Source organism: Alterinioella nitratireducens, assembly GCF_013155465.1.
Taxonomy (GTDB): Bacteria; Pseudomonadota; Alphaproteobacteria; order Rhodobacterales; family Rhodobacteraceae; genus Alterinioella; species Alterinioella nitratireducens.
Genome location: NZ_JABJVX010000009.1, coordinates 80,141 through 96,922, shown reverse-complemented (window position 1 = coordinate 96,922; position 16,782 = coordinate 80,141). Strand labels below are relative to the sequence as shown.

15 protein-coding genes are annotated in these 16,782 nt (G+C 69.4%); 3 read left to right on the top strand and 12 right to left on the bottom strand.

The window, feature by feature from the left end; translation table 11 throughout:
* Positions 1 to 4: 4 nt before the first annotated feature.
* Both HNS34_RS15135 and HNS34_RS15130 read left to right on the top strand, forming a co-directional pair.
* On the top strand, positions 5 to 1,444 hold the full coding sequence (locus HNS34_RS15135) for an amidase (RefSeq protein ID WP_172320938.1): 1,440 nt from the start codon (positions 5 to 7) through the stop codon (positions 1,442 to 1,444).
* Between the two features lie 35 nt (positions 1,445 to 1,479).
* A complete protein-coding gene (locus HNS34_RS15130) occupies positions 1,480 to 3,009 on the top strand; it encodes a malonate--CoA ligase (RefSeq protein ID WP_172320937.1) in 1,530 nt (509 codons plus the stop codon).
* Here HNS34_RS15130 and HNS34_RS15125 read toward each other — a convergent pair.
* The 7 genes from HNS34_RS15125 to cbiT all read right to left on the bottom strand — a co-directional run bounded on the left by HNS34_RS15125 (position 3,006) and on the right by cbiT (position 9,550).
* Positions 3,006 to 4,367 carry an MmgE/PrpD family protein gene (locus tag HNS34_RS15125; RefSeq protein WP_172320936.1) on the bottom strand — a complete coding sequence of 454 codons (1,362 nt, stop codon included), beginning with the start codon at positions 4,365 to 4,367 and terminating at the stop codon, positions 3,006 to 3,008. The genes HNS34_RS15130 and HNS34_RS15125 overlap by 4 nt on opposite strands.
* Before the next feature lie 64 nt (positions 4,368 to 4,431).
* On the bottom strand, positions 4,432 to 5,190 hold the full coding sequence (gene cobF, locus HNS34_RS15120) for a precorrin-6A synthase (deacetylating) (protein WP_172320935.1): 759 nt from the start codon (positions 5,188 to 5,190) through the stop codon (positions 4,432 to 4,434).
* Complete coding sequence (gene cobA / locus HNS34_RS15115; RefSeq protein ID WP_172320934.1) at positions 5,187 to 5,915, bottom strand: uroporphyrinogen-III C-methyltransferase; 729 nt, start codon at positions 5,913 to 5,915, stop codon at positions 5,187 to 5,189. The genes cobF and cobA overlap by 4 nt, the downstream gene beginning before the upstream one ends.
* Positions 5,912 to 7,219 (bottom strand): cobyrinic acid a,c-diamide synthase CobB, encoded by a 1,308-nt coding sequence (locus tag HNS34_RS15110; protein WP_172320933.1) that lies wholly within the window; start codon positions 7,217 to 7,219, stop codon positions 5,912 to 5,914. The genes cobA and HNS34_RS15110 overlap by 4 nt, the downstream gene beginning before the upstream one ends.
* Positions 7,216 to 8,001: a precorrin-4 C(11)-methyltransferase gene (cobM, locus tag HNS34_RS15105; protein ID WP_172320932.1), complete on the bottom strand. Its 786-nt coding sequence runs from the start codon at positions 7,999 to 8,001 to the stop codon at positions 7,216 to 7,218. Before cobM ends, HNS34_RS15110 begins: the two co-directional genes overlap by 4 nt.
* Positions 7,998 to 8,381, bottom strand: a complete 384-nt coding sequence (locus HNS34_RS15100) for a cobalamin biosynthesis protein (RefSeq protein WP_235952752.1) — start codon at positions 8,379 to 8,381, stop codon at positions 7,998 to 8,000. The genes cobM and HNS34_RS15100 overlap by 4 nt, the downstream gene beginning before the upstream one ends.
* On the bottom strand, positions 8,363 to 9,550 hold the full coding sequence (gene cbiT, locus HNS34_RS15095) for a precorrin-6Y C5,15-methyltransferase (decarboxylating) subunit CbiT (protein WP_172320931.1): 1,188 nt from the start codon (positions 9,548 to 9,550) through the stop codon (positions 8,363 to 8,365). Before cbiT ends, HNS34_RS15100 begins: the two co-directional genes overlap by 19 nt.
* Between cbiT and HNS34_RS15090 the strand changes: the two genes are divergently transcribed.
* Positions 9,549 to 10,298: a cobalt-precorrin-6A reductase gene (locus tag HNS34_RS15090; protein WP_172320930.1), complete on the top strand. Its 750-nt coding sequence runs from the start codon at positions 9,549 to 9,551 to the stop codon at positions 10,296 to 10,298. The genes cbiT and HNS34_RS15090 overlap by 2 nt on opposite strands.
* Here the strand turns inward: HNS34_RS15090 and cobJ are convergent.
* Genes cobJ through cobN form a run of 5 tightly spaced genes read right to left on the bottom strand, consistent with a single transcriptional unit; the run spans position 10,274 to position 16,742 of the window.
* Positions 10,274 to 11,011 (bottom strand): precorrin-3B C(17)-methyltransferase, encoded by a 738-nt coding sequence (gene cobJ / locus HNS34_RS15085; protein ID WP_172320929.1) that lies wholly within the window; start codon positions 11,009 to 11,011, stop codon positions 10,274 to 10,276. The genes HNS34_RS15090 and cobJ overlap by 25 nt on opposite strands.
* The gene (gene cobI, locus HNS34_RS15080) at positions 11,008 to 11,724 is read right to left on the bottom strand and encodes a precorrin-2 C(20)-methyltransferase (RefSeq protein ID WP_172320928.1); all 717 of its coding nucleotides are present in this window, start codon (positions 11,722 to 11,724) and stop codon (positions 11,008 to 11,010) included. Before cobI ends, cobJ begins: the two co-directional genes overlap by 4 nt.
* Entirely contained in the window at positions 11,724 to 12,353 is a 630-nt protein-coding gene (locus HNS34_RS15075; RefSeq protein ID WP_172320927.1) for a precorrin-8X methylmutase, read from the bottom strand. Before HNS34_RS15075 ends, cobI begins: the two co-directional genes overlap by 1 nt.
* Positions 12,343 to 13,494: a precorrin-3B synthase gene (gene cobG / locus HNS34_RS15070; RefSeq protein ID WP_172320926.1), complete on the bottom strand. Its 1,152-nt coding sequence runs from the start codon at positions 13,492 to 13,494 to the stop codon at positions 12,343 to 12,345. The genes HNS34_RS15075 and cobG overlap by 11 nt, the downstream gene beginning before the upstream one ends.
* Positions 13,491 to 16,742 (bottom strand): cobaltochelatase subunit CobN, encoded by a 3,252-nt coding sequence (gene cobN, locus HNS34_RS15065; protein WP_172320925.1) that lies wholly within the window; start codon positions 16,740 to 16,742, stop codon positions 13,491 to 13,493. Before cobN ends, cobG begins: the two co-directional genes overlap by 4 nt.
* Positions 16,743 to 16,782 lie beyond the last annotated feature (40 nt).

Sequence of the window (16,782 nt, the reverse complement as noted above, 5' to 3'; positions counted from 1 at the left end):
TGCCATGACACCAGAAATGCCCCCATTCACCGGGCCCGAGCTTTGCGCATTGCAGGCCCATGAGGCTGTCGCGCTGTTGAAAAAGGGCGAGGTCAGCCGGGATGAGTTGATCGACGTCGCGATCACGCGGATTGGCACGGTTGAGCCCGATGTCAACGCCATGCCGACGCTCTGCGAGACCCGCGCGCGCAAGGCGGAGCTGGACGGTTCGCAGGTCGATCACCCCGGATACCTGGCCGGGCTGCCCATCGGCATCAAGGACCTGACGCCCGTCGCGGGCGTGCGCACCACCTGGGGCACGCCGGGCCTGGCCAATTTCGTGCCCGAGGAAAGCGGGCCGCTGGTGTTGCGGCTGGAGGCGCGCGGTGGCGTCGTCCTGGGCAAGACCAACACGCCCGAGATGGGGGCGGGCGCCAACACCTTCAACGCGGTCTTCGGCATGACCCGCAATCCCTGGGACACGTCGCTGAACGCGGGCGGATCGTCGGGCGGGGCGGCGGTGTCGCTGGCCACCGGCGAGGTCTGGCTCAGCCACGGCTCGGACCTCGCGGGCTCCTGCCGCACGCCGGCAGCCTTCTGCGGTGTCGTGGGTATGCGCCCCTCGCCGGGTATCGCGGGGCCGGGGCCGGCGGGCAACGGGTTCCACCTTGAGGCGGTGCAGGGTCCGATGGCGCGCTCGGTGCGGGATTGCGCGCTGTTCCTCGACGCGATGGCGGGGTTCAACCCCGATTGGGCAATTTCTTTTCCGCCGCCCCAGACCTCCTATCAGCAGGCGGTGGCCGAGGCCGACCCCCATGTGCGCATCGCCTTCACCCCCGATCTGGGCGGGTTTGCTCCTTGCGCGCCGGAGGTCGAGACCCATCTGCGCCGCGCCCTGGGTCAGGTCGAACGCGCGGGCGCCATGATCTCCGAGGATTGCCCGAACGTGACCGGCCTCGACCATGCTTACCGCACCGCGCGGGCGCTTCTCTGGGCCAACGGCGCGGGCGCACTGCCCGAGACCGTGCAGGCGCAGTTCAAGGCCAGCCTGCGGCAGAACATCCAGCAGGGGCGTGAGTTGAGCCTTGATGACATCGTCACGGCGGGCCGCGCCAAATCCGACATCTTCGACCGCATGGTCGCCTTCCTCAAACATTTCGACGTGCTGGCCTGCCCCGTCGTCGGCCTGATGCCCGGCCCGGTGGAGGAAGAGTTCCCGACCGAGATCGAGGGGCAGACGCTGACCGACTACATCGACTGGCTGCGGTTTTCCTTCCTGGCCGCGACCGCCGGTCTGCCCGCGCTGTCGGTGCCCGTCGGACGCGACCGGCACGGCGTTCCCGTGGGCCTGCAACTGATCGGCCCCCCGCGCGGCGAGGCACGCCTGTTGCAGGTCGCGCGCGCGGTCGAGATGGCGATGGGCGGGCCGCTCGGGCCGATTGATCCGGTGGTGACGCATGGTTGACCCGAAAACCCACCACGGAAAGGCCCGTTTGCCCGATGTATGACGCCAACCATCTTGCCCACCGCCTGCGCGCCGCCTCGGTCGGGCGCGAGGACGCGCCGTTCCTGCGCCATGTCGGCACCGACCGCGTTACCAGTTATGGTGATTTCTTCGCCAATGCCGAGCGGATCGCCAACGCGCTGCGGCGCATGGGCGTTCACGTCGGCGACCGGGTGGCGGTGCAGGCCCCCAAGACGCAAACCATGCTGGAGCTTTATCTCGGCTGTGTCCTCTCCGGTGCGGTGTTCCTGCCGCTGAACCCCGCCTACACGGAAAGCGAGCTGCGCTATTTCCTGGGCGACGCGACGCCCACGCTGCTGGTCTGCGATGCGCAGAAACATGCGGCGCTTGAAGGGCTCGCGCGCAACTGCGCCGTGCCGAACCTCATGACCATCGCGGCGGATGAGACCGGCACCCTCGCGGACGCGCGCGATGCGGAACGGCCCGGGTTCGACCCCGTCCCGCGTAACGCCGACGATCTGGCCGCGATCCTCTACACCTCCGGCACGACGGGCCGCTCGAAGGGCGCGATGTTGAGCCATGGGGCGCTGGCCTCGAACTCCGAGACCTTGCGCGACTATTGGCACTTCACCAGCGATGACGTCTTGATCCATGCGCTGCCGATCTTTCACACGCATGGCCTCTTCGTCGCCACCAACATCACCCTGATGGCGGGCGGCTCCTGCCTGTTCCTGCAAGGCTTCGACGAGGGCGCGATCCTCGACGTGATGCCGCAGGCCACCGCGTTGATGGGCGTGCCGACCTTCTACACGCGGCTGCTCCGGCAGTTCGGGCTGGCCTATGCCGCGCGCAACATGCGGCTCTTCATCTCCGGCTCCGCGCCGCTTCTGGCCGAGACCCACGCCAGATGGCAGGAGGTCACCGGCCATGCGATCCTTGAACGCTACGGCATGACCGAGACCAACATGAACACCTCCAACCCCTATGACGGCGAACGCCGCGCGGGCACGGTGGGCTTTCCGCTGCCGGGGGTGGAGTTGAAAATCTGCGAGCCCAAGACCGGGGCGGAGCTGCCGCGGGGCGAGATCGGAATGCTGGAAGTGCGGGGACCAAACGTCTTTTCGGGCTATTGGAACATGCCGGAAAAGACGGCGGAGGAGTTGCGCGAGAACGGCTTCTTCCTCACCGGCGATCTGGGGCGGGTCGATGAAGATGGCTATGTCCATATTGTCGGGCGCGGCAAGGATCTGATCATTTCGGGCGGGTTCAACATCTATCCGAAAGAGGTCGAGGCCGTGATCGACGATCTGCCCGGCGTGTTGGAAAGCGCCGTGATCGGCGTGCCGCATCCCGATATGGGCGAGGCGGTGGTGGCCGTGGTGGTGCCGCAAGAGGGGCGCGGCCTGATGGAGGCGCAGGTATTGGCGGGGCTGGAGGGCGAGCTTGCCCGCTTCAAGCAGCCGCGCCGGGTGATCATCGCCGATGACCTGCCGCGCAATACGATGGGCAAGGTGCAGAAGAACGCCCTGCGAGAGGACCACGCGGGGCTGTTCGCCAGCGCCTAGGGCGGATCTGTCAGCAGGTCTGTCAAGGTCGAGAAGGGGACATCCTCGCAGGCCAGCGCCAGCGTTGCGTCACGAATGGCACCGGCGCGGAGCGGGCCAAGGACAGGTGCTGCGAAGTCCATGAACTTGGCGCAGATATCGGCCTCGGAGAATGGATGCTCGGGCCCGCCGCGCGCGTGAACCTCGCCCGATTGCAGCACCTCGCCATCCTCCAGCGTGATCGAGAGATCGGCCCATCGCCCCTCGGGAAAGCGCGCCTCGTGCTCGGGTGCGACATCAAGCTGCGTGCGCGCAACCAGGCGGGCGACATCCGCATCGCGCAGGCCCGCGCCCGAGATATGCGGCACTCCGATCTCGCCATGCACCAGCATCGTGGCGACCGCGAAGGGCAGGGAATATTGCGCCTGGCTGGTCGTCTCCGGCATGTCCGGAAAGAGGGCCACGGCATTGGCGAAGCTGCGGATGGTGATGGCGCTGATCCGGGTGGGGTCCAGTCCGGGCCGCAGCATCTGTGCTGCATCGATCGGGGCATGCGCCCACCGGCAGATCGGGTAGGGCTTGATATATTGCAGATCGGTCTGCCAGAGCGTGCCCAGATCGTCCCAATGGGGGGCGGCCTCTTCCCCCTCCAGCGTGATCGCGGGTGCGCCGGTAAAGCCCTGCTCGGCCATGATCGCCGCCGAAAGTCCGACCAGCGCCCCCATGCCTGACCCGTCATGCAGCATGGTCGGATTGGCGATCTCGCGCATCATCTGGCTGCGGGGGCCGTGATATTCGGCGATGCCGAATCCGTGGCGCAACTGATCCGCGCTGTGGCCCCGCAGCCGCGCCGCCAGCGCCACGACGCCAAGCCCGTTCCAGGCGCCCGAGGTATGGTAGTCGCTGACCGTGGCGTGCAAGGCGATCCCCGCCCGGCCCGCGATCTCATAAGAGATCACTAGCGCGGCGAGGGCATCCGTGCCGCTCAGATCGGGGCGCGCTTGGGCCAAAGCGGCCAGCGCGGGCACCACCGCCACCCCGATATGGCCCTTGGTCGGGTTGTAGCCGTCATGCCCGTCGAGGTTGTCGATCTGGCTGGCGGCAGCGAACCCGGCCCCGGCCAGGCTGGCGCGGCGACCGTCGAAGAGGATCGGCGCGGAAAGGTCGGGCGTGCCCGCGCCATAAAGCGCCACCGCGATATTGCGCGCGATGCGGCCCGCCTCCATCGGGGCCGCCGCCGCGCAGATGCCGAGCGTGTCGAGCAGCAGAAGGGCGGCGTGCGCCCGCGTTGCCTCGGGAATGTCGCGGGCAGACTGGTCCAGCGTGAACCGCGCTATGCGCTGAAAGACCGGCGAAGGGGCGGGGATGGCGAGTGTCATGGCTTGAAGCCTACCGCCGGGACAGCTCTGTAACCGCCCATCCGCGACGGCATTCGCGTCGGTTTCAGGCCGGGGTGTCGTAGCGCAGCAGGTAGATGTCCATGATCCATCCGTGGCGTGCGCGGGCCTTGGCGCGGGTGTCCACGATCTTCTCCGTCACCTCCGCAACCGGGCCGGAGAGGGTGATCTCCTCCGCCATCCCGGCATAGGCGCTCCACCAGATATGCAGGCCGTCGGGGTCGAGCGCGCGGAAACTGCACTCGCCGTCCAGCATGATCACCAGACTGTCGGCCCCGTGCGGCCAGCCCTCATCCCGCAGCCTGCGCCCCGTGGTGATCGTCACCGGCGCATTGAGGCGGTTGAGCGGAACCGCATGCGCGGCGGTCAAAGCCTGGATCGAGGTGATGCCGGGAATGACGCAGGGCCTGAGCGGCAGGTTCCGCGCGACGCGCTCGGCAATCCGCAACGTGCTGTCATAGAGCGACGGGTCGCCCCAGACCAGGAACGCAACGCGGCCCGTATCGCCCAGATGTTCGCGGATGGCCCCAACCCAGATCGCGGCAATCGCGTCGTGCCAGGCCTCGACCCGCGCGGTGTAATCGGGGATTGCGGGGTCGCGCGCGGGCAGATCGAACTGCACGATCTTCGTTTCGCCCGTCAGCACGTCGCGGCAGATCCGGTACCGCAGCGCCGCCAGGTCGTCCTTCTGCGCGCCCTTGTGCGGGATCAGGATCAGGTCGGCGGCGTTCATCGCTTCCACCGCCTGCAAGGTCAGGTGTTTCGGGTTGCCAGTGCCGATGCCGATGAGGTCGAGATGGATCATCCGCCGTCGCCCTCCGCCAGCGGACCATAAAGGATCAGACCCGGCAGTTTGCTGTCCGATTGGGCAAGCTGTGCGGCCAGGTCGGTGATCGTCGCCCGCGTCAGCCGCTGGTCGGGGGTGGTGACGGCTTCGGCCAGCATCGCGGGCGTGTCGGCGGGCAGCCCCTCCATCACCAGGCGCGCCACCAGCCCCGCGAAGGTGCGCTTGCCCATGTAGACGACGGTGGTTGCACCGGGATCGGCCAGCGCCTTCAGGTCCAGACCCTCGGGCAGCGCGCCGGTCACGTCATGGCCGGTGACGAACTGCACCCGCCGCGCGGTCAGGCGGCGCGTCAGCGGGATACCGGCGGCGGCAGCAGCGGCCGAGGCCGAGGTGACGCCGGGGACGATCTCATACGCGATGCCCGCCGCGCGCAGGGCGATCACCTCCTCCTCCAGCCGTCCGAAGATGCCGCAATCGCCGGATTTCAGCCGCACCACGCGCTGGCCGGTGCGGGCGTAATCGACCAGCAACCGGCTGACATGGTCCTGCTTGGGCGAAGGGCGGCCCGCCCGTTTGCCGACGCCCACAAGGTCGGCACCGGCGCGGGCATGGGTCAGGATGGGGCCGGAAGACAGATCGTCGAACAGAACCGCATCGGCGCGCGTGAGGCGGTCGACGGCCTTGAGCGTCAGCAATTCCGGATCGCCGGGGCCGGAGGAGACGAAGCTGACAACGCCGCTCATGCCGCCTCCGCGATCATGTGAAAGAAGGTGCCGGTGGCGTTTGCGCGCCGCGATCCGGTTTCCGGCACCGCATCGCCATTCGCGTCCACCACATGGGCCAAGGCCGTGTCGGGTTGTTCCAGGATGGTCGAGTAATGGAACTCATGCCCGCGCGCCCTGGCCCCCGCCGCCAGCCCCGGCATCGGTTCCGCGAATGTGGCCAGCCGGTAGCCCAGGTGCATCTTGCGCTTGGCGTAGGAGGTCACGAGCCCCAGAAGCCCCGCCATCTCGTGGCGCGTGCCCTCCTTGTCGATCAGGGCCGCCCCCATCGCCATGTAGCCGCCGCATTCGCCATGCACGGGCCGGGTTTGGGCGAAGTCGCGCAGGCCCGTGCGGAAGGTGTCGGCGGCGGCGAGTTTTTCTGCGTGAAGCTCGGGATAGCCGCCGGGCAGCCAGCAGATATCGGCACCGGGATCGGGGGCCTCGTCGTTCAAGGGCGAGAACAGCGTGATCTCCGCCCCCGCCGCGCGCCAGCCATCCAGTTGATGCGGATAGACGAAGGAAAACGCGGCGTCGCGGGCCAGTGCGATCCGCTGCCCCGGCGGCGTGATCCCCGTGGTCGCGCCGACCAGCCGGGTGTCGCCCGCGACGGCGAGGAGGCGGTCGAGATCGACATGCTCGGCCACGAAATCGCCCGCGGCGTGCAGGATCCGCGCCAGATCCCCCTGATCCTCGGCCTGCACGAGCCCGAGGTGACGGGCGGGCATTTCGACATCCTTCTGGCGCGGCAAGGCCCCCAGAACCTCGATCCCCACCTCGGCCATTCCGGCGCGCAGCATGGCCTCGTGCCGGGGTGAGGCGACCTTGTTCAGCACCACGCCCGCCAGCCGCACATCGGCCCGCATGGAGGCAAAGCCAAGCGCCACTGCGGCGGCCGATTGCGCCTGGCCCGAGCAATCCAGTACAAGCACCACCGGCCAGCCGGTCAGGGCCGCGACATGGGCGCTGGCCCCGGTGCCGCAGGCCCCCGATTTCACGACGCCATCGAAAAGGCCCATCGAGCCCTCCGCCAGGATCAGCTCCGCCCCTTGCGCGCCCGCGATCAGCCCCGCCAGCATCTCGCGCCCCATCGCCCAGGTGTCGAGGTTGACCGAGAATTGCCCCGACGCCGCCCGGTGCAGGCCCGGGTCGATATAGTCGGGGCCGCATTTGAAGGGCTGAACCCGGGTGCCGCGCGCCTTGAAGGCGGCGAGAAGCCCCAGCATCAGCGTCGTCTTGCCGGTGCCGGATGCAGGCGCGGAAATCAGCAGGCCGGGGGGGATCATGACGCGTCCTCCGGAAAGCGGGGGCTGGTGCCGACGGGGCGGAAGCGGCGGTCGTAATCGCCCGCATAGAGACAGCTTTCGTCGAAATTCTCCGCCCCCAGGGCGTGCCCCACAAGGATCAGCGCGGTGCGCCCGCGTTCGCCGCCGGTCGCCTCTTCCAGCGTCGCCAGCGTCGCCTTGACGATGCGTTGATCGGGCCAGGTCGCGCGCCAGATCACGGCGACGGGGCAATCCGCGCCGTAATGCGGCGTCAGTTGCTCGACCACGTCCTCCAGCACATGCACGGAAAGATGGATGGCCAGCGTCGCGCCGGTGGCGGCGAAATTCTCCAGCGTCTCGCGCTCCGGCATCGCGCTGGCGCGACCCGATGTCCGCGTCAGCACCAGCGATTGCGCCACCCCCGGCAGGGTCAGTTCCGCGCCCAATGCGGCGGCGGCGGCGGCGAAGCTCGGCACGCCCGGCGTCACGTCATAGGGGATGTTTTCCGCGCGCAGTCGGCGCAATTGCTCGCCCATGGCCGACCAGACCGAGAGGTCACCGGAATGCAGCCGCGCCACGTCCTGGCCTGCCGCATGGGCCGCCCGGATCTCGGCCATGATCTCATCCAGGCTGAGGGGCGCGGTGTTCACGATGCGCGCGCCATCGGGACAATGCGCCAGCAGCGCCTCGGGCACCAGCGACCCGGCATAGAGGCAGACCGGGCAGGCCGCGATCAGGTCGCGCCCGCGCAGGGTGATCAGGTCCGCCGCACCGGGTCCGGCACCGATGAAATGGACACTCATATCGGCCTCCCTTGTGCCAATGCCACCGTGACCCTGCCGCAGGGCGAAGTCACGCGGGGCGCGATGATCCGTGCCTCATGGCCGGTTTTGCGCAGTGCCGCAAGGGCCGCCGCCTCTGCGACGCTGCCGGTGGCAAAGCGGGCGAGGATGCGGGCGGAGCGCGTGGGCGTCTCGATCCCGGCGATCTCGGCCTCGGTCAGAAGCGTGAGGGGCAGGGCGCGGGCGCGGGCCATGTCGCGCAGCGCGGGCGTGGCCTTGGTCTCAAGGCAGGCCAGCGTGTCCGGGGCTTGGCCCGTGGCGGTCAAGGCCGCATCCAGCGCCTCGGCCGTGGCCGCCGCCCGCAAGCCTATGCCTGCCACGATCATCGCGTCACGCTCCATTGAATGACGGGGCGCGCGCGGTCCCATCCGCGCATCGTGCCAAGCGGCGCGGCCTCGGCCAGTTCCACGCGCAGCAGATGCCCGCCCTTCGCGCCGTGCCACGCCATCAGCAGGGCCTCGGTCTCCAGCGTCACCGCGTTGACGACCAGCCGCGCTCCTTGCGGTATCCTGTCCCACAGGGCCTGCAAAAGCGCCTCGGACGCGCCACCGCCGATGAAGACCACATCGGGCGCGGGCAGGCCGGTCAGCGCGTCCGGCGTCCGTCCTTCCGTCACCGAGATGCGATGCTCCAGCCCGAACCGCGCCGCGTTGTCGCGGATAGTCGCGGCCCGGTCGGCGCGGGCCTCAATGGCGCTGGCGGTCGCACCGGGGGCGGCGAGGCAGAACTCGACCGAGATGGAGCCCGACCCGGCGCCGAGATCCCAGAGGTGGGTGCCGGGACGGGGGGCAAGTGCCGAAAGGGTCAGTGCCCGCACGGGCCGCTTGGTGATCTGGCCATCATGGGTGAAGAGGTCGTCGGGCAGGCCCGAAGCGCGCGGCAGTCCCGGCGCGCCGTCGGCCTCGATCGCCAGTAAGACGGGATGGGCAATGTCGCCGATGTCGCCCCCCGCCGCCGTGGTTTCGCGGATACGCTGGCGCGGCCCGCCGAGCGCCTCCAACACGGTGAGGCGTGAGGGGCCGAACCCCTGTCCGGTCAGCCACGCCGACAGATCGCCGACCGCCGCGCCGTCGCGCAGGGTGCAGAGAACGCGCACGCCCTTCGCCAGAACCGGGGTCAGCCGGGTGAACGGCGCGGCGTGCAGGCCGAGGCAGAGCACCCCCTCGATTCGCCACCCCATCGCGGCAGCGGCCAGCGAAAAGCAGGACGGCGCGGGGTGGGTGATGTAGTCATCCGGCGACAGTTGCCCCGCCAACGACCCGCCAGCGCCATGCCAGAACGGATCGCCCGAGGCCAGCACGGCGACCTTGCGGCCCCGTTCCGCCAGCACCGGCGCAATGTCGAAGGGCACCGGCCAGGCGCGGCCCCGATCCCCGACCTCCGCCAATTGCAGATGACGCGGCGCGCCGAAGACGATCTCGGCCGCGTCCAGCGCGGCACGGCTTGCGGGCGGCAGGCCATTCAGGCCATCCTCGCCCAATCCGATGATGGTCAGCCAGGGGTCAGCCATGACACGCATCCTTCTGCTCGGCGGCACATCCGAGGCCTCGGCGCTGGCGCGCGCCTTGGCCGAACGGGGGGATGACGCGATCTTCTCCTATGCCGGGCGCACCGGCACTCCCGTGGCGCAGCCGCTGCCCACGCGGGTGGGGGGATTTGGCGGGGTCGCGGGGCTGGTGGAGTATCTGCGGGCCGAGGCCATCACCCATGTCGTCGATGCGACCCATCCCTTTGCCGCGGGGATGAGCGCCAATGCCATAGCGGCCTGTGACCGGGCCGGGGTCGCCCTGGCGGCGCTGGAGCGGCCCGAATGGCGGGCGGGCAAGGGCGACGATTGGACCCGCGTTCCCGATATTGCCGGCGCGGTGGCGGCGCTGCCCGATTCCGGCGCGCGGGTGTTCCTGGCCATCGGCAAACAGCATGTCGACGGCTTCACCGCCAAGCCCGGAAATTTCTACCTCCTGCGCCTGGTCGATCCGCCGGAAACGCCCTTGCCCTTCCCCGATTGCGCCATCGAGATCGCGCGCGGACCCTTCGACGTAGCCAGCGACGAAGCCCTGATGGAGGCGCATGGCATCACCCATATCGTGGCCAAGAACAGCGGCGGGGCGGGGGCCGAGGCCAAGCTGACGGCGGCGCGTGCATTGGCCCTGCCGGTGGTGATGATCGACCGGCCCGCCACCCCCGCGCGGCGGGTGCTGGACAGCGTCGGCGCGGTGCTGGACTGGCTCGATCATGGGGCCGACCGGGGCGTGTAGACAAAGCGCCCGATGCGGCGCGTGTCGCGGTTGCCGACGATCACCATGGTGCGCATGTCGGCCATCTCTTGCGTCGCCTCGTTCAGCGGGACGGTGGTGATGCTCTCCTCTTGCGTGCTGACCGCGCGGGCGAAGGAAATCAGCGTCTCGCCGCCGCAGGCCTCGCGCAGGATTTCCAGCGCGCGGGCGAACTGATGCGGGCGTGACCTGGAGCGTGGGTTGTAGAAGGCCATTGCGAACCCGGCCTCGCCCGCCGCGCGCAGTCGTGTCTCGATCAGCGACCACGGCTTGAGGTTGTCGCTGAGGTTGATCGCCGCGAAGTCGTGCCCCAAAGGCGCACCGAGACGCGCGGCGGCGGCCAGCATCGCGGTGATGCCGGGCAGGATGCGGATATCGAGGTCCAGCCAGTCGCGCGGGCCAGCCTCCAGCGCCTCGAACAGGGCCGAGGCCATGGCGAAGACGCCGGGATCACCCGAGGAGACGACAACGACGCGCGCGCCCTCTGCGGCCATTTGCAAGGCATGGGCGGCGCGGTCCAGCTCCAGCCGGTTGTCACTTTCGTGTTTCGTGAGGCCGGGGCGGTTGGCAACCCGACGAACATAGGGGATGTAGCCGACAATATCGGTGGCCTCGCCAAGGGCTGCCTGCACCTCGGGCGTCACGAGGTCATTGCGCCCGGGGCCGAGCCCTCCAACCGCCACCCACCCGGTCATGGCCTGCGCCCTTTCCCGTGCAGCAGGCAAATGGCGAAATAGGGGGCCTCGCCATTGAAATCGCACAGCTTCTGCACGGATTGTGCCGGCATCGTGCCGCGTTCGACCAGCCAGGCATCGTCGAGCCGTCCGGCGGTCTCCAGCGCGCGTTTCAGTTTCCCGAGGTTGCGCCCGATCTTCATCACGACGGCGGCGTCGGTATCCTTGAGCCGCCGCGCCAGTTCCGCCTCGGGCAGGGTCGCCATCGCCACGGTCATCACGTCATCGCCCCAGGTGATCGGCAGATCCGTCGCGGTCCAGCAGCCCGACATGCCGGTGATGCCGGGGACGATCTCGACCTCGACGCGGGTTTGCAACCGGCTGTGCAGGTGCATGAAGGAGCCGTAGAAAAACGGGTCGCCCTCGCAGAGCACGACCACGTCCGCCTCAGCGGCCAGCGCCTCAAGCCGGTCGGCCCAATCCGCGTAGAAGGCGGAGAGGATGCGGTTGTATTCGGGGTCGCTGACGGCAATCTCGGTTGTTACCGGGTATTCCATCGCGTGTTCGGTGACATCCTCGCGCAGCATGCCCTCGACGATCTGGCGTGCCTGCCCCTTGCGGCCCGCCTTGCGGAAATAGGCGACATGGCGCGCCCCCCGGATCAGGCGGTCCGAGCGCACGCTCATCAACTCGGGGTCGCCGGGGCCGAGGCCGGTGCAGATCACCTTGCCCATCATTCCGCCTTCGACGCCAGGGCGTTCACGGCCGCGACCGTGATCGCCGAGCCGCCAAGCCGCCCGCGCACGATCATCGCGGGCACCGGCAGATCGGCCATCAGCGCGTCTTTCGACTCCGCAGCGCCGACAAAGCCGACCGGGCAACCGATGATCGCGGCGGGGCGCGGGCAGGCGGGGTCTTCGAGCATGTTGAGCAGGTGAAACAGCGCCGTGGGCGCGTTGCCAATGGCGACCAGCGCGCCCGCCAGATGTGGCCGCCACAGCTCCAGCGCGGCAGCGGAGCGCGTGTTCGACATCTCCTTTGCCATATCCGGCACGCGGGGGTCGCGCAGGGTGCAGATCACCTCGTTCTTCGCGGGCAGCCGTGGCCGGGTGATCCCTTCGCTGACCATATAGGCATCGCAGAGGATCGGCGCGCCATCCGCCAGCGCCTTGCGGGCAGCGGTCGCCATGCCGGGGGAAAACTGCACGTCGCGTTCCAGCCCGACCAGACCCGCCGCGTGGATCATGCGCACGACGACGCCTTCCTCATCGGGTCCGAACCGGGCGAGGTCGGCCTCGGCGCGGATGGTGCGAAAGCTCTCCTCGTAGATCGCGGCACCGTTGGTCTCGTAGCTATGGGGCATCTTGCAGGGCTTTCGTGAGGGCATCTGGGGTGAGATCGCGGGCATCGGGGGGGGTGCCCGCGCGGCCATTGCGGATCAGGTCGAACCGCTCCGGCGCGGTCGCGGTCAGGGTCAGCGGCGTGGCGCCGGGATGGGCGCAGCCCTTTGCGCAGCCCGAGATATGCAGGCGCTGATCGGCGGACAGATGTGGGGCGAGGGCGCGGGCGAGGGGGCGGGTTTCAGACAGCCCCTGCGGGCATCCCGGCGCGCCGGTGCAGACATGGATGCGGAGGCGCGGATCGGCCGCGTCATGGATCAGGCCGGGCAGGTCGGGGGCGTGATCAGTGCCCTCCAGCAGCAGCATCCGCCAGGGTGTCAGGCGGAGCGGGGCGATGGTGGAAAGGGCCGCGAGGGTCGCCGCGCCGATCTGGCCGAATTCAAGCGCGACGAGGCGGCCTTGCGGGGTTGTGCCGGGTGTGGGGGCTTGAGAAGTCTCCGGCATGGAATTGATTTGACGGAAGTTTTCCGGCAGCGGCGTGCGTTTCAGATGCGCCGCCATTCGGCCCCGCCCCTCGGGCGCGCCGCCTGTCTCCAGGAACCAGTCGGCAAGGTCCAAGGCGACCTCTGCCGCTGTTTCGTCCGTCACGCGCGCCCCGGTGTCAGCTCCATCGGCACGGCAGATCATCCCGCCCTCAGCGCGTTCGATGCGGATATCGGCAGAGATGTTTCGCAAAAAGGGCAATGCGCCGCAATCCACCGCGTAACCGAATTTGCCGGGGGTCTGCGGTGCGCTCGTGCCGCGCAGCGCGTCGTTCAGCGCCTGCGATATGCGCGCGGTCTCATCGCCCGCCTGCCAGAACGGCTGCACCACGACATTGCGGCGTGCCTCGGTCTCGGCGTCCTCATCGACCAGCCCGAGTGTGGCCAGCCGCTCTATCAGCGCGGCGTGATCGGCCTCCGCCACGCCACGGATTTGCAGATTGGCTCGCGCCGACAGGTCCAGCAGCCCGTTGCCATAAAGGCGCGACAATTCCGCCACGCCTGCCGCCTGCCGGGGCGAGAAGCGCCCCAAGGGCGCGCGCAGCCGCACCACCAGCCCGTCGCCCGACATCATCGGACGCAGCGCGCCGGGGCACCAGCCGCGCACGACCGGCGCGCTCATTGCGCCACCTGCAACGTGGCGGCGATGGAGTTGCGCCGCGTTGCCCACAGTCCCGCCTCATGCAATGCCTGAAAGCGCGCGCGCAGCGCGGCCAGCGCCCGCGGGTTGGCCTCTTCCATGAACGCCACCAGGTCGTCGCGGCCAAGCGTGGCGTCATGATAGAGATCAAAGAGATGCGGCGGCACGGCGGCGGCGAGATGCGCGAAGGCCGCGAGGTGATCGAGCGTCGCCGCGATCTCGGCCGCCCCCCGGAAGCCGTGGCGCATCATCCCCGTCGCCCAATCGGGATTGGCCGCGCGGGCGCGGGTGACACGGGCGATCTCCTCGGTCAGGTCGCGGGCCCTGGGCGCGTCGGGGCGGGTCGCGTCCATGTGGTAGAGGGCAGGTTTGTCCCCCCCCAGGCGCGCCACGGCGGCGGCGAACCCGGCCTCATGCGCGGCGTTGTCCGAGGCCATCAGCAGGTCGGTTTCGGGCAGGTCTTGCAGGTGGACGAAGCTGTCGGCGGATTTCACGCGGGACTCCAGCGCGGCGCGGGCCTCGTGGCTCGCGCCTTGCGCGTCGATGGCGAAGCTTGAGGCCGCAAGCCAGGCCTCGCCCGCCGCATGCCGCGCGGCGTCGGAATAGTCGTCCAGATGGGCGGTCATGCCGACGCCGTAGAGGCCCGGTTTCGGTCCGAAAACGCGTGGGGTTTGCGTCAGGTAGGGGTTGTCTTCAGCGGGTTCTTCCCGCCCGGACAGGGCGCTTGCGGCGGCCTCGAACATCTGCGCCAACCCTGGAAACACGTCGCGGAAGAGGCCCGAGACCCGCAAGGTCACGTCGATCCGGGGGCGTGCGAGCAGCGCCAGCGGGATCACCTCGAAGCCGCTTACGCGCTCCGATCCCTCGTCCCAGACCGGCTTCAGCCCCGCCAGATGCAGCGCCATGGCAAATTCCTCGCCCGCCGTGCGCATCGTGGCCGAGCCCCAGAGGTCCACGACCAGACCGCGCGGCCAATCGCCGTTATCCTGCAGGTGGCGGCGCAGAAGCTCCTCGGCCAGCTTCACACCTTGCGCATGGGCGGCGCGCGACGGCACGGCGCGCGGGTCGGTGGTGAAGAGGTTGCGCCCGGTGGGCAGCACATCCGAACGGCCCCGGTAGGGTGAGCCGGAGGGGCCGGGGGCGACCAGCCGGCCCATCAGCGCGGCGCGCAACCCGGCGCGTTCCTCAGCCCCGCAATCGCCGGTGCCGAAGATGTGCAGCCCGTCGCCATACTGGCTTTCCTTGATGTCGCAGACGAAACGGTCGATGCGGGTGATGGCCTCTGCCGGGCAGGCGGCGGCATCGAGCCCCAGATCGGACTCGACCCCCGTGCCGCGCGCCTCGTCGCGGATGTCTTCGATCAGCCGGTCGCGGCGGGCGGGGTCCAGCCCGTCGGCGGTGGAGTATTCGTCAAGCAAATGTTCGAGACGTCCCATGTTCGCGGGCAGGGTGGTCTCGGCCAGGGGCGGCGGCAGGTGGCCGATGGTGACCGCGCCGACGCGGCGCTTGGCCTGCGCGGCCTCGCCGGGATCGTTGACGATGAAAGGGTAGATCACGGGAAGCGGGCCGGTCAGGGCCTCGGGCCAGCAGGTGTCGCTGAGGGCCACGGATTTGCCCGGCAGCCATTCCAGCGTGCCATGCGCGCCGACATGGATGAGGGCGTCGGTGCGCGCGGTCAGCCACAGGTAGAAGGCGACATAGCCATGGCAGGGCGTGCGGGCGAGGTCGTGGTACTCATCGTCGCGGGCCGCCACATCGCCGCGTTCGGGTTGCAGGGCGATGGTGGTCTTGCCGCTTTGCAGCGCAGCGAAGTGGAACGCGCCGTCCTTGCAGGCCGGATCGGTTTCCGGGGCGCCCCAGGCGGCGCTGAGGTCTTCGCGCATGGCGTCCGGCAGACGGGCGAGGGCCGCCCGGTATTCCGCGACGGGCCAGGACATGTACCTGTCCAGCAGGGCCTTGCCCAGATCGGGGCGGGTGCCGGTGTCATGACCCTCCTCCGCCAGCGCGTTCAGCAACGCGTCGGTCGAGGCCAAGGCATCCAGACCGACGGCATGGGCCAGGTTCCATTCGCGGCCGGGATAGGTCGAGAGAACCACGGCGAGGCGTTTCTCCTCGGGCGCTGTCGTGGCAAGGCGGTGCCAGGCGGCCACACGCGCCACCACCGCCGCGATCCGCCCTGCATCGGCGCGGTGGGCGAAGCGGGAGTATTCCAGCTCGGGATCCTTGCGCCCCGGCTGTTTGAAACTGGCGACACCGGCGAAGATCCGGCCATCGACCTCGGGCAGCACCACATGCATGGCGAGATCGGCAGGCGACAGCCCCCGCTCGGCCTGGACCCATTCCTTGCGCCGCGCGGTGGACAGCGCGACCTGGAAGACCGGGCAGCCGCTGGCATTGAGCGGCGAAGGCGCGCCATCGGCACCTTGCGCGGAAAAGGCGGTGGCGTTGACGATGGCCGCCGGGGCGTGGTCGGCGGCCTGCGCGCGGATCCAGTCGGCGGCGGCGGGGTTCTTCAGTGAATTGGCAAAGAGGCCGATGGCGTCAAAGCCCCCGGCCTCAAGCGCGCGGATCAGGGCATCGACCGGCTCGGTATCGGCGGCGGTCAGGTAGGAGCGGTAGAAACTGACGAGAACGCGCGGCCGGTCCGATGCGGGGGCGGTCTGGGTGGCGCCCGTGTCCGGGTGGTAATACCCGAAATCCGGCACGGTCTTCTCACCGATCACCGGCCCGCAATACATGCCGCCCGCCAGTGCCAGCTGCGCCAGCGCCGCATGGGCCGCAATCGCGCCGCCCGCGTCGCAAAGATGCTGCAGCCGCCGCAGGGTGGAGACGGGCAGGGTGGAGATCTCGTCCAGCCGCGCATCCGGCCTGCCATCGGCGGGCAGCACCGCCAGCGCCATTCCGGTGGTGTCGGCGATCTCGCGCAGGGTGGCCAGGCCGTAGGGCCAGTAGCTCTCGCCGCCGATAAGCTTGACGAGGACCGCCTTGGCCCCGGCCAGGGTCTGTTCGGCATAGGTATCGACCGAAAGGGGGTGTTTCAGCGCCACCAGGTTGGCCAGGCGCAGCGTGGGGTCGAACCCATTGGCTCGCGCCCGGTGATAACCTGCCGCGAAAGCCCCGAGGTCGGAATCGGAGAAGGACAGCACCACCAGATCGGCCGGGCTCTGGCCCAGATCCTGCGGCGTGTCGGTCTCCTCCAACCCATGGCTTTCGCGAAAGACGACGTGCATTAGCGCAGCCCCATCGCCTGGCGCGCGACCGGGCATCGAC

Excerpts from the sequence above, each read along its gene's own strand:
- HNS34_RS15125 (WP_172320936.1), bottom strand. The coding sequence starts at position 4,367 with ATGACACTCGCCATCCCCGCCCCTTCGCCGGTCTTTCAGCGCATAGCG.
- HNS34_RS15090 (WP_172320930.1), top strand. The coding sequence starts at position 9,549 with ATGACACGCATCCTTCTGCTCGGCGGCACATCCGAGGCCTCGGCGCTG.
- HNS34_RS15135 (WP_172320938.1), top strand. The coding sequence starts at position 5 with ATGACACCAGAAATGCCCCCATTCACCGGGCCCGAGCTTTGCGCATTG.
- cobJ (WP_172320929.1), bottom strand. The coding sequence starts at position 11,011 with ATGACCGGGTGGGTGGCGGTTGGAGGGCTCGGCCCCGGGCGCAATGAC.
- cobN (WP_172320925.1), bottom strand. The coding sequence starts at position 16,742 with ATGCACGTCGTCTTTCGCGAAAGCCATGGGTTGGAGGAGACCGACACG.
- HNS34_RS15075 (WP_172320927.1), bottom strand. The coding sequence starts at position 12,353 with ATGCCCCATAGCTACGAGACCAACGGTGCCGCGATCTACGAGGAGAGC.
- cbiT (WP_172320931.1), bottom strand. The coding sequence starts at position 9,550 with ATGGCTGACCCCTGGCTGACCATCATCGGATTGGGCGAGGATGGCCTG.
- HNS34_RS15100 (WP_235952752.1), bottom strand. The coding sequence starts at position 8,381 with ATGGAGCGTGACGCGATGATCGTGGCAGGCATAGGCTTGCGGGCGGCG.
- cobM (WP_172320932.1), bottom strand. The coding sequence starts at position 8,001 with ATGAGTGTCCATTTCATCGGTGCCGGACCCGGTGCGGCGGACCTGATC.
- cobF (WP_172320935.1), bottom strand. The coding sequence starts at position 5,190 with ATGATCCATCTCGACCTCATCGGCATCGGCACTGGCAACCCGAAACAC.
- cobG (WP_172320926.1), bottom strand. The coding sequence starts at position 13,494 with ATGAGCGCGCCGGTCGTGCGCGGCTGGTGCCCCGGCGCGCTGCGTCCG.
- HNS34_RS15110 (WP_172320933.1), bottom strand. The coding sequence starts at position 7,219 with ATGATCCCCCCCGGCCTGCTGATTTCCGCGCCTGCATCCGGCACCGGC.
- cobI (WP_172320928.1), bottom strand. The coding sequence starts at position 11,724 with ATGGGCAAGGTGATCTGCACCGGCCTCGGCCCCGGCGACCCCGAGTTG.
- HNS34_RS15130 (WP_172320937.1), top strand. The coding sequence starts at position 1,480 with ATGTATGACGCCAACCATCTTGCCCACCGCCTGCGCGCCGCCTCGGTC.
- cobA (WP_172320934.1), bottom strand. The coding sequence starts at position 5,915 with ATGAGCGGCGTTGTCAGCTTCGTCTCCTCCGGCCCCGGCGATCCGGAA.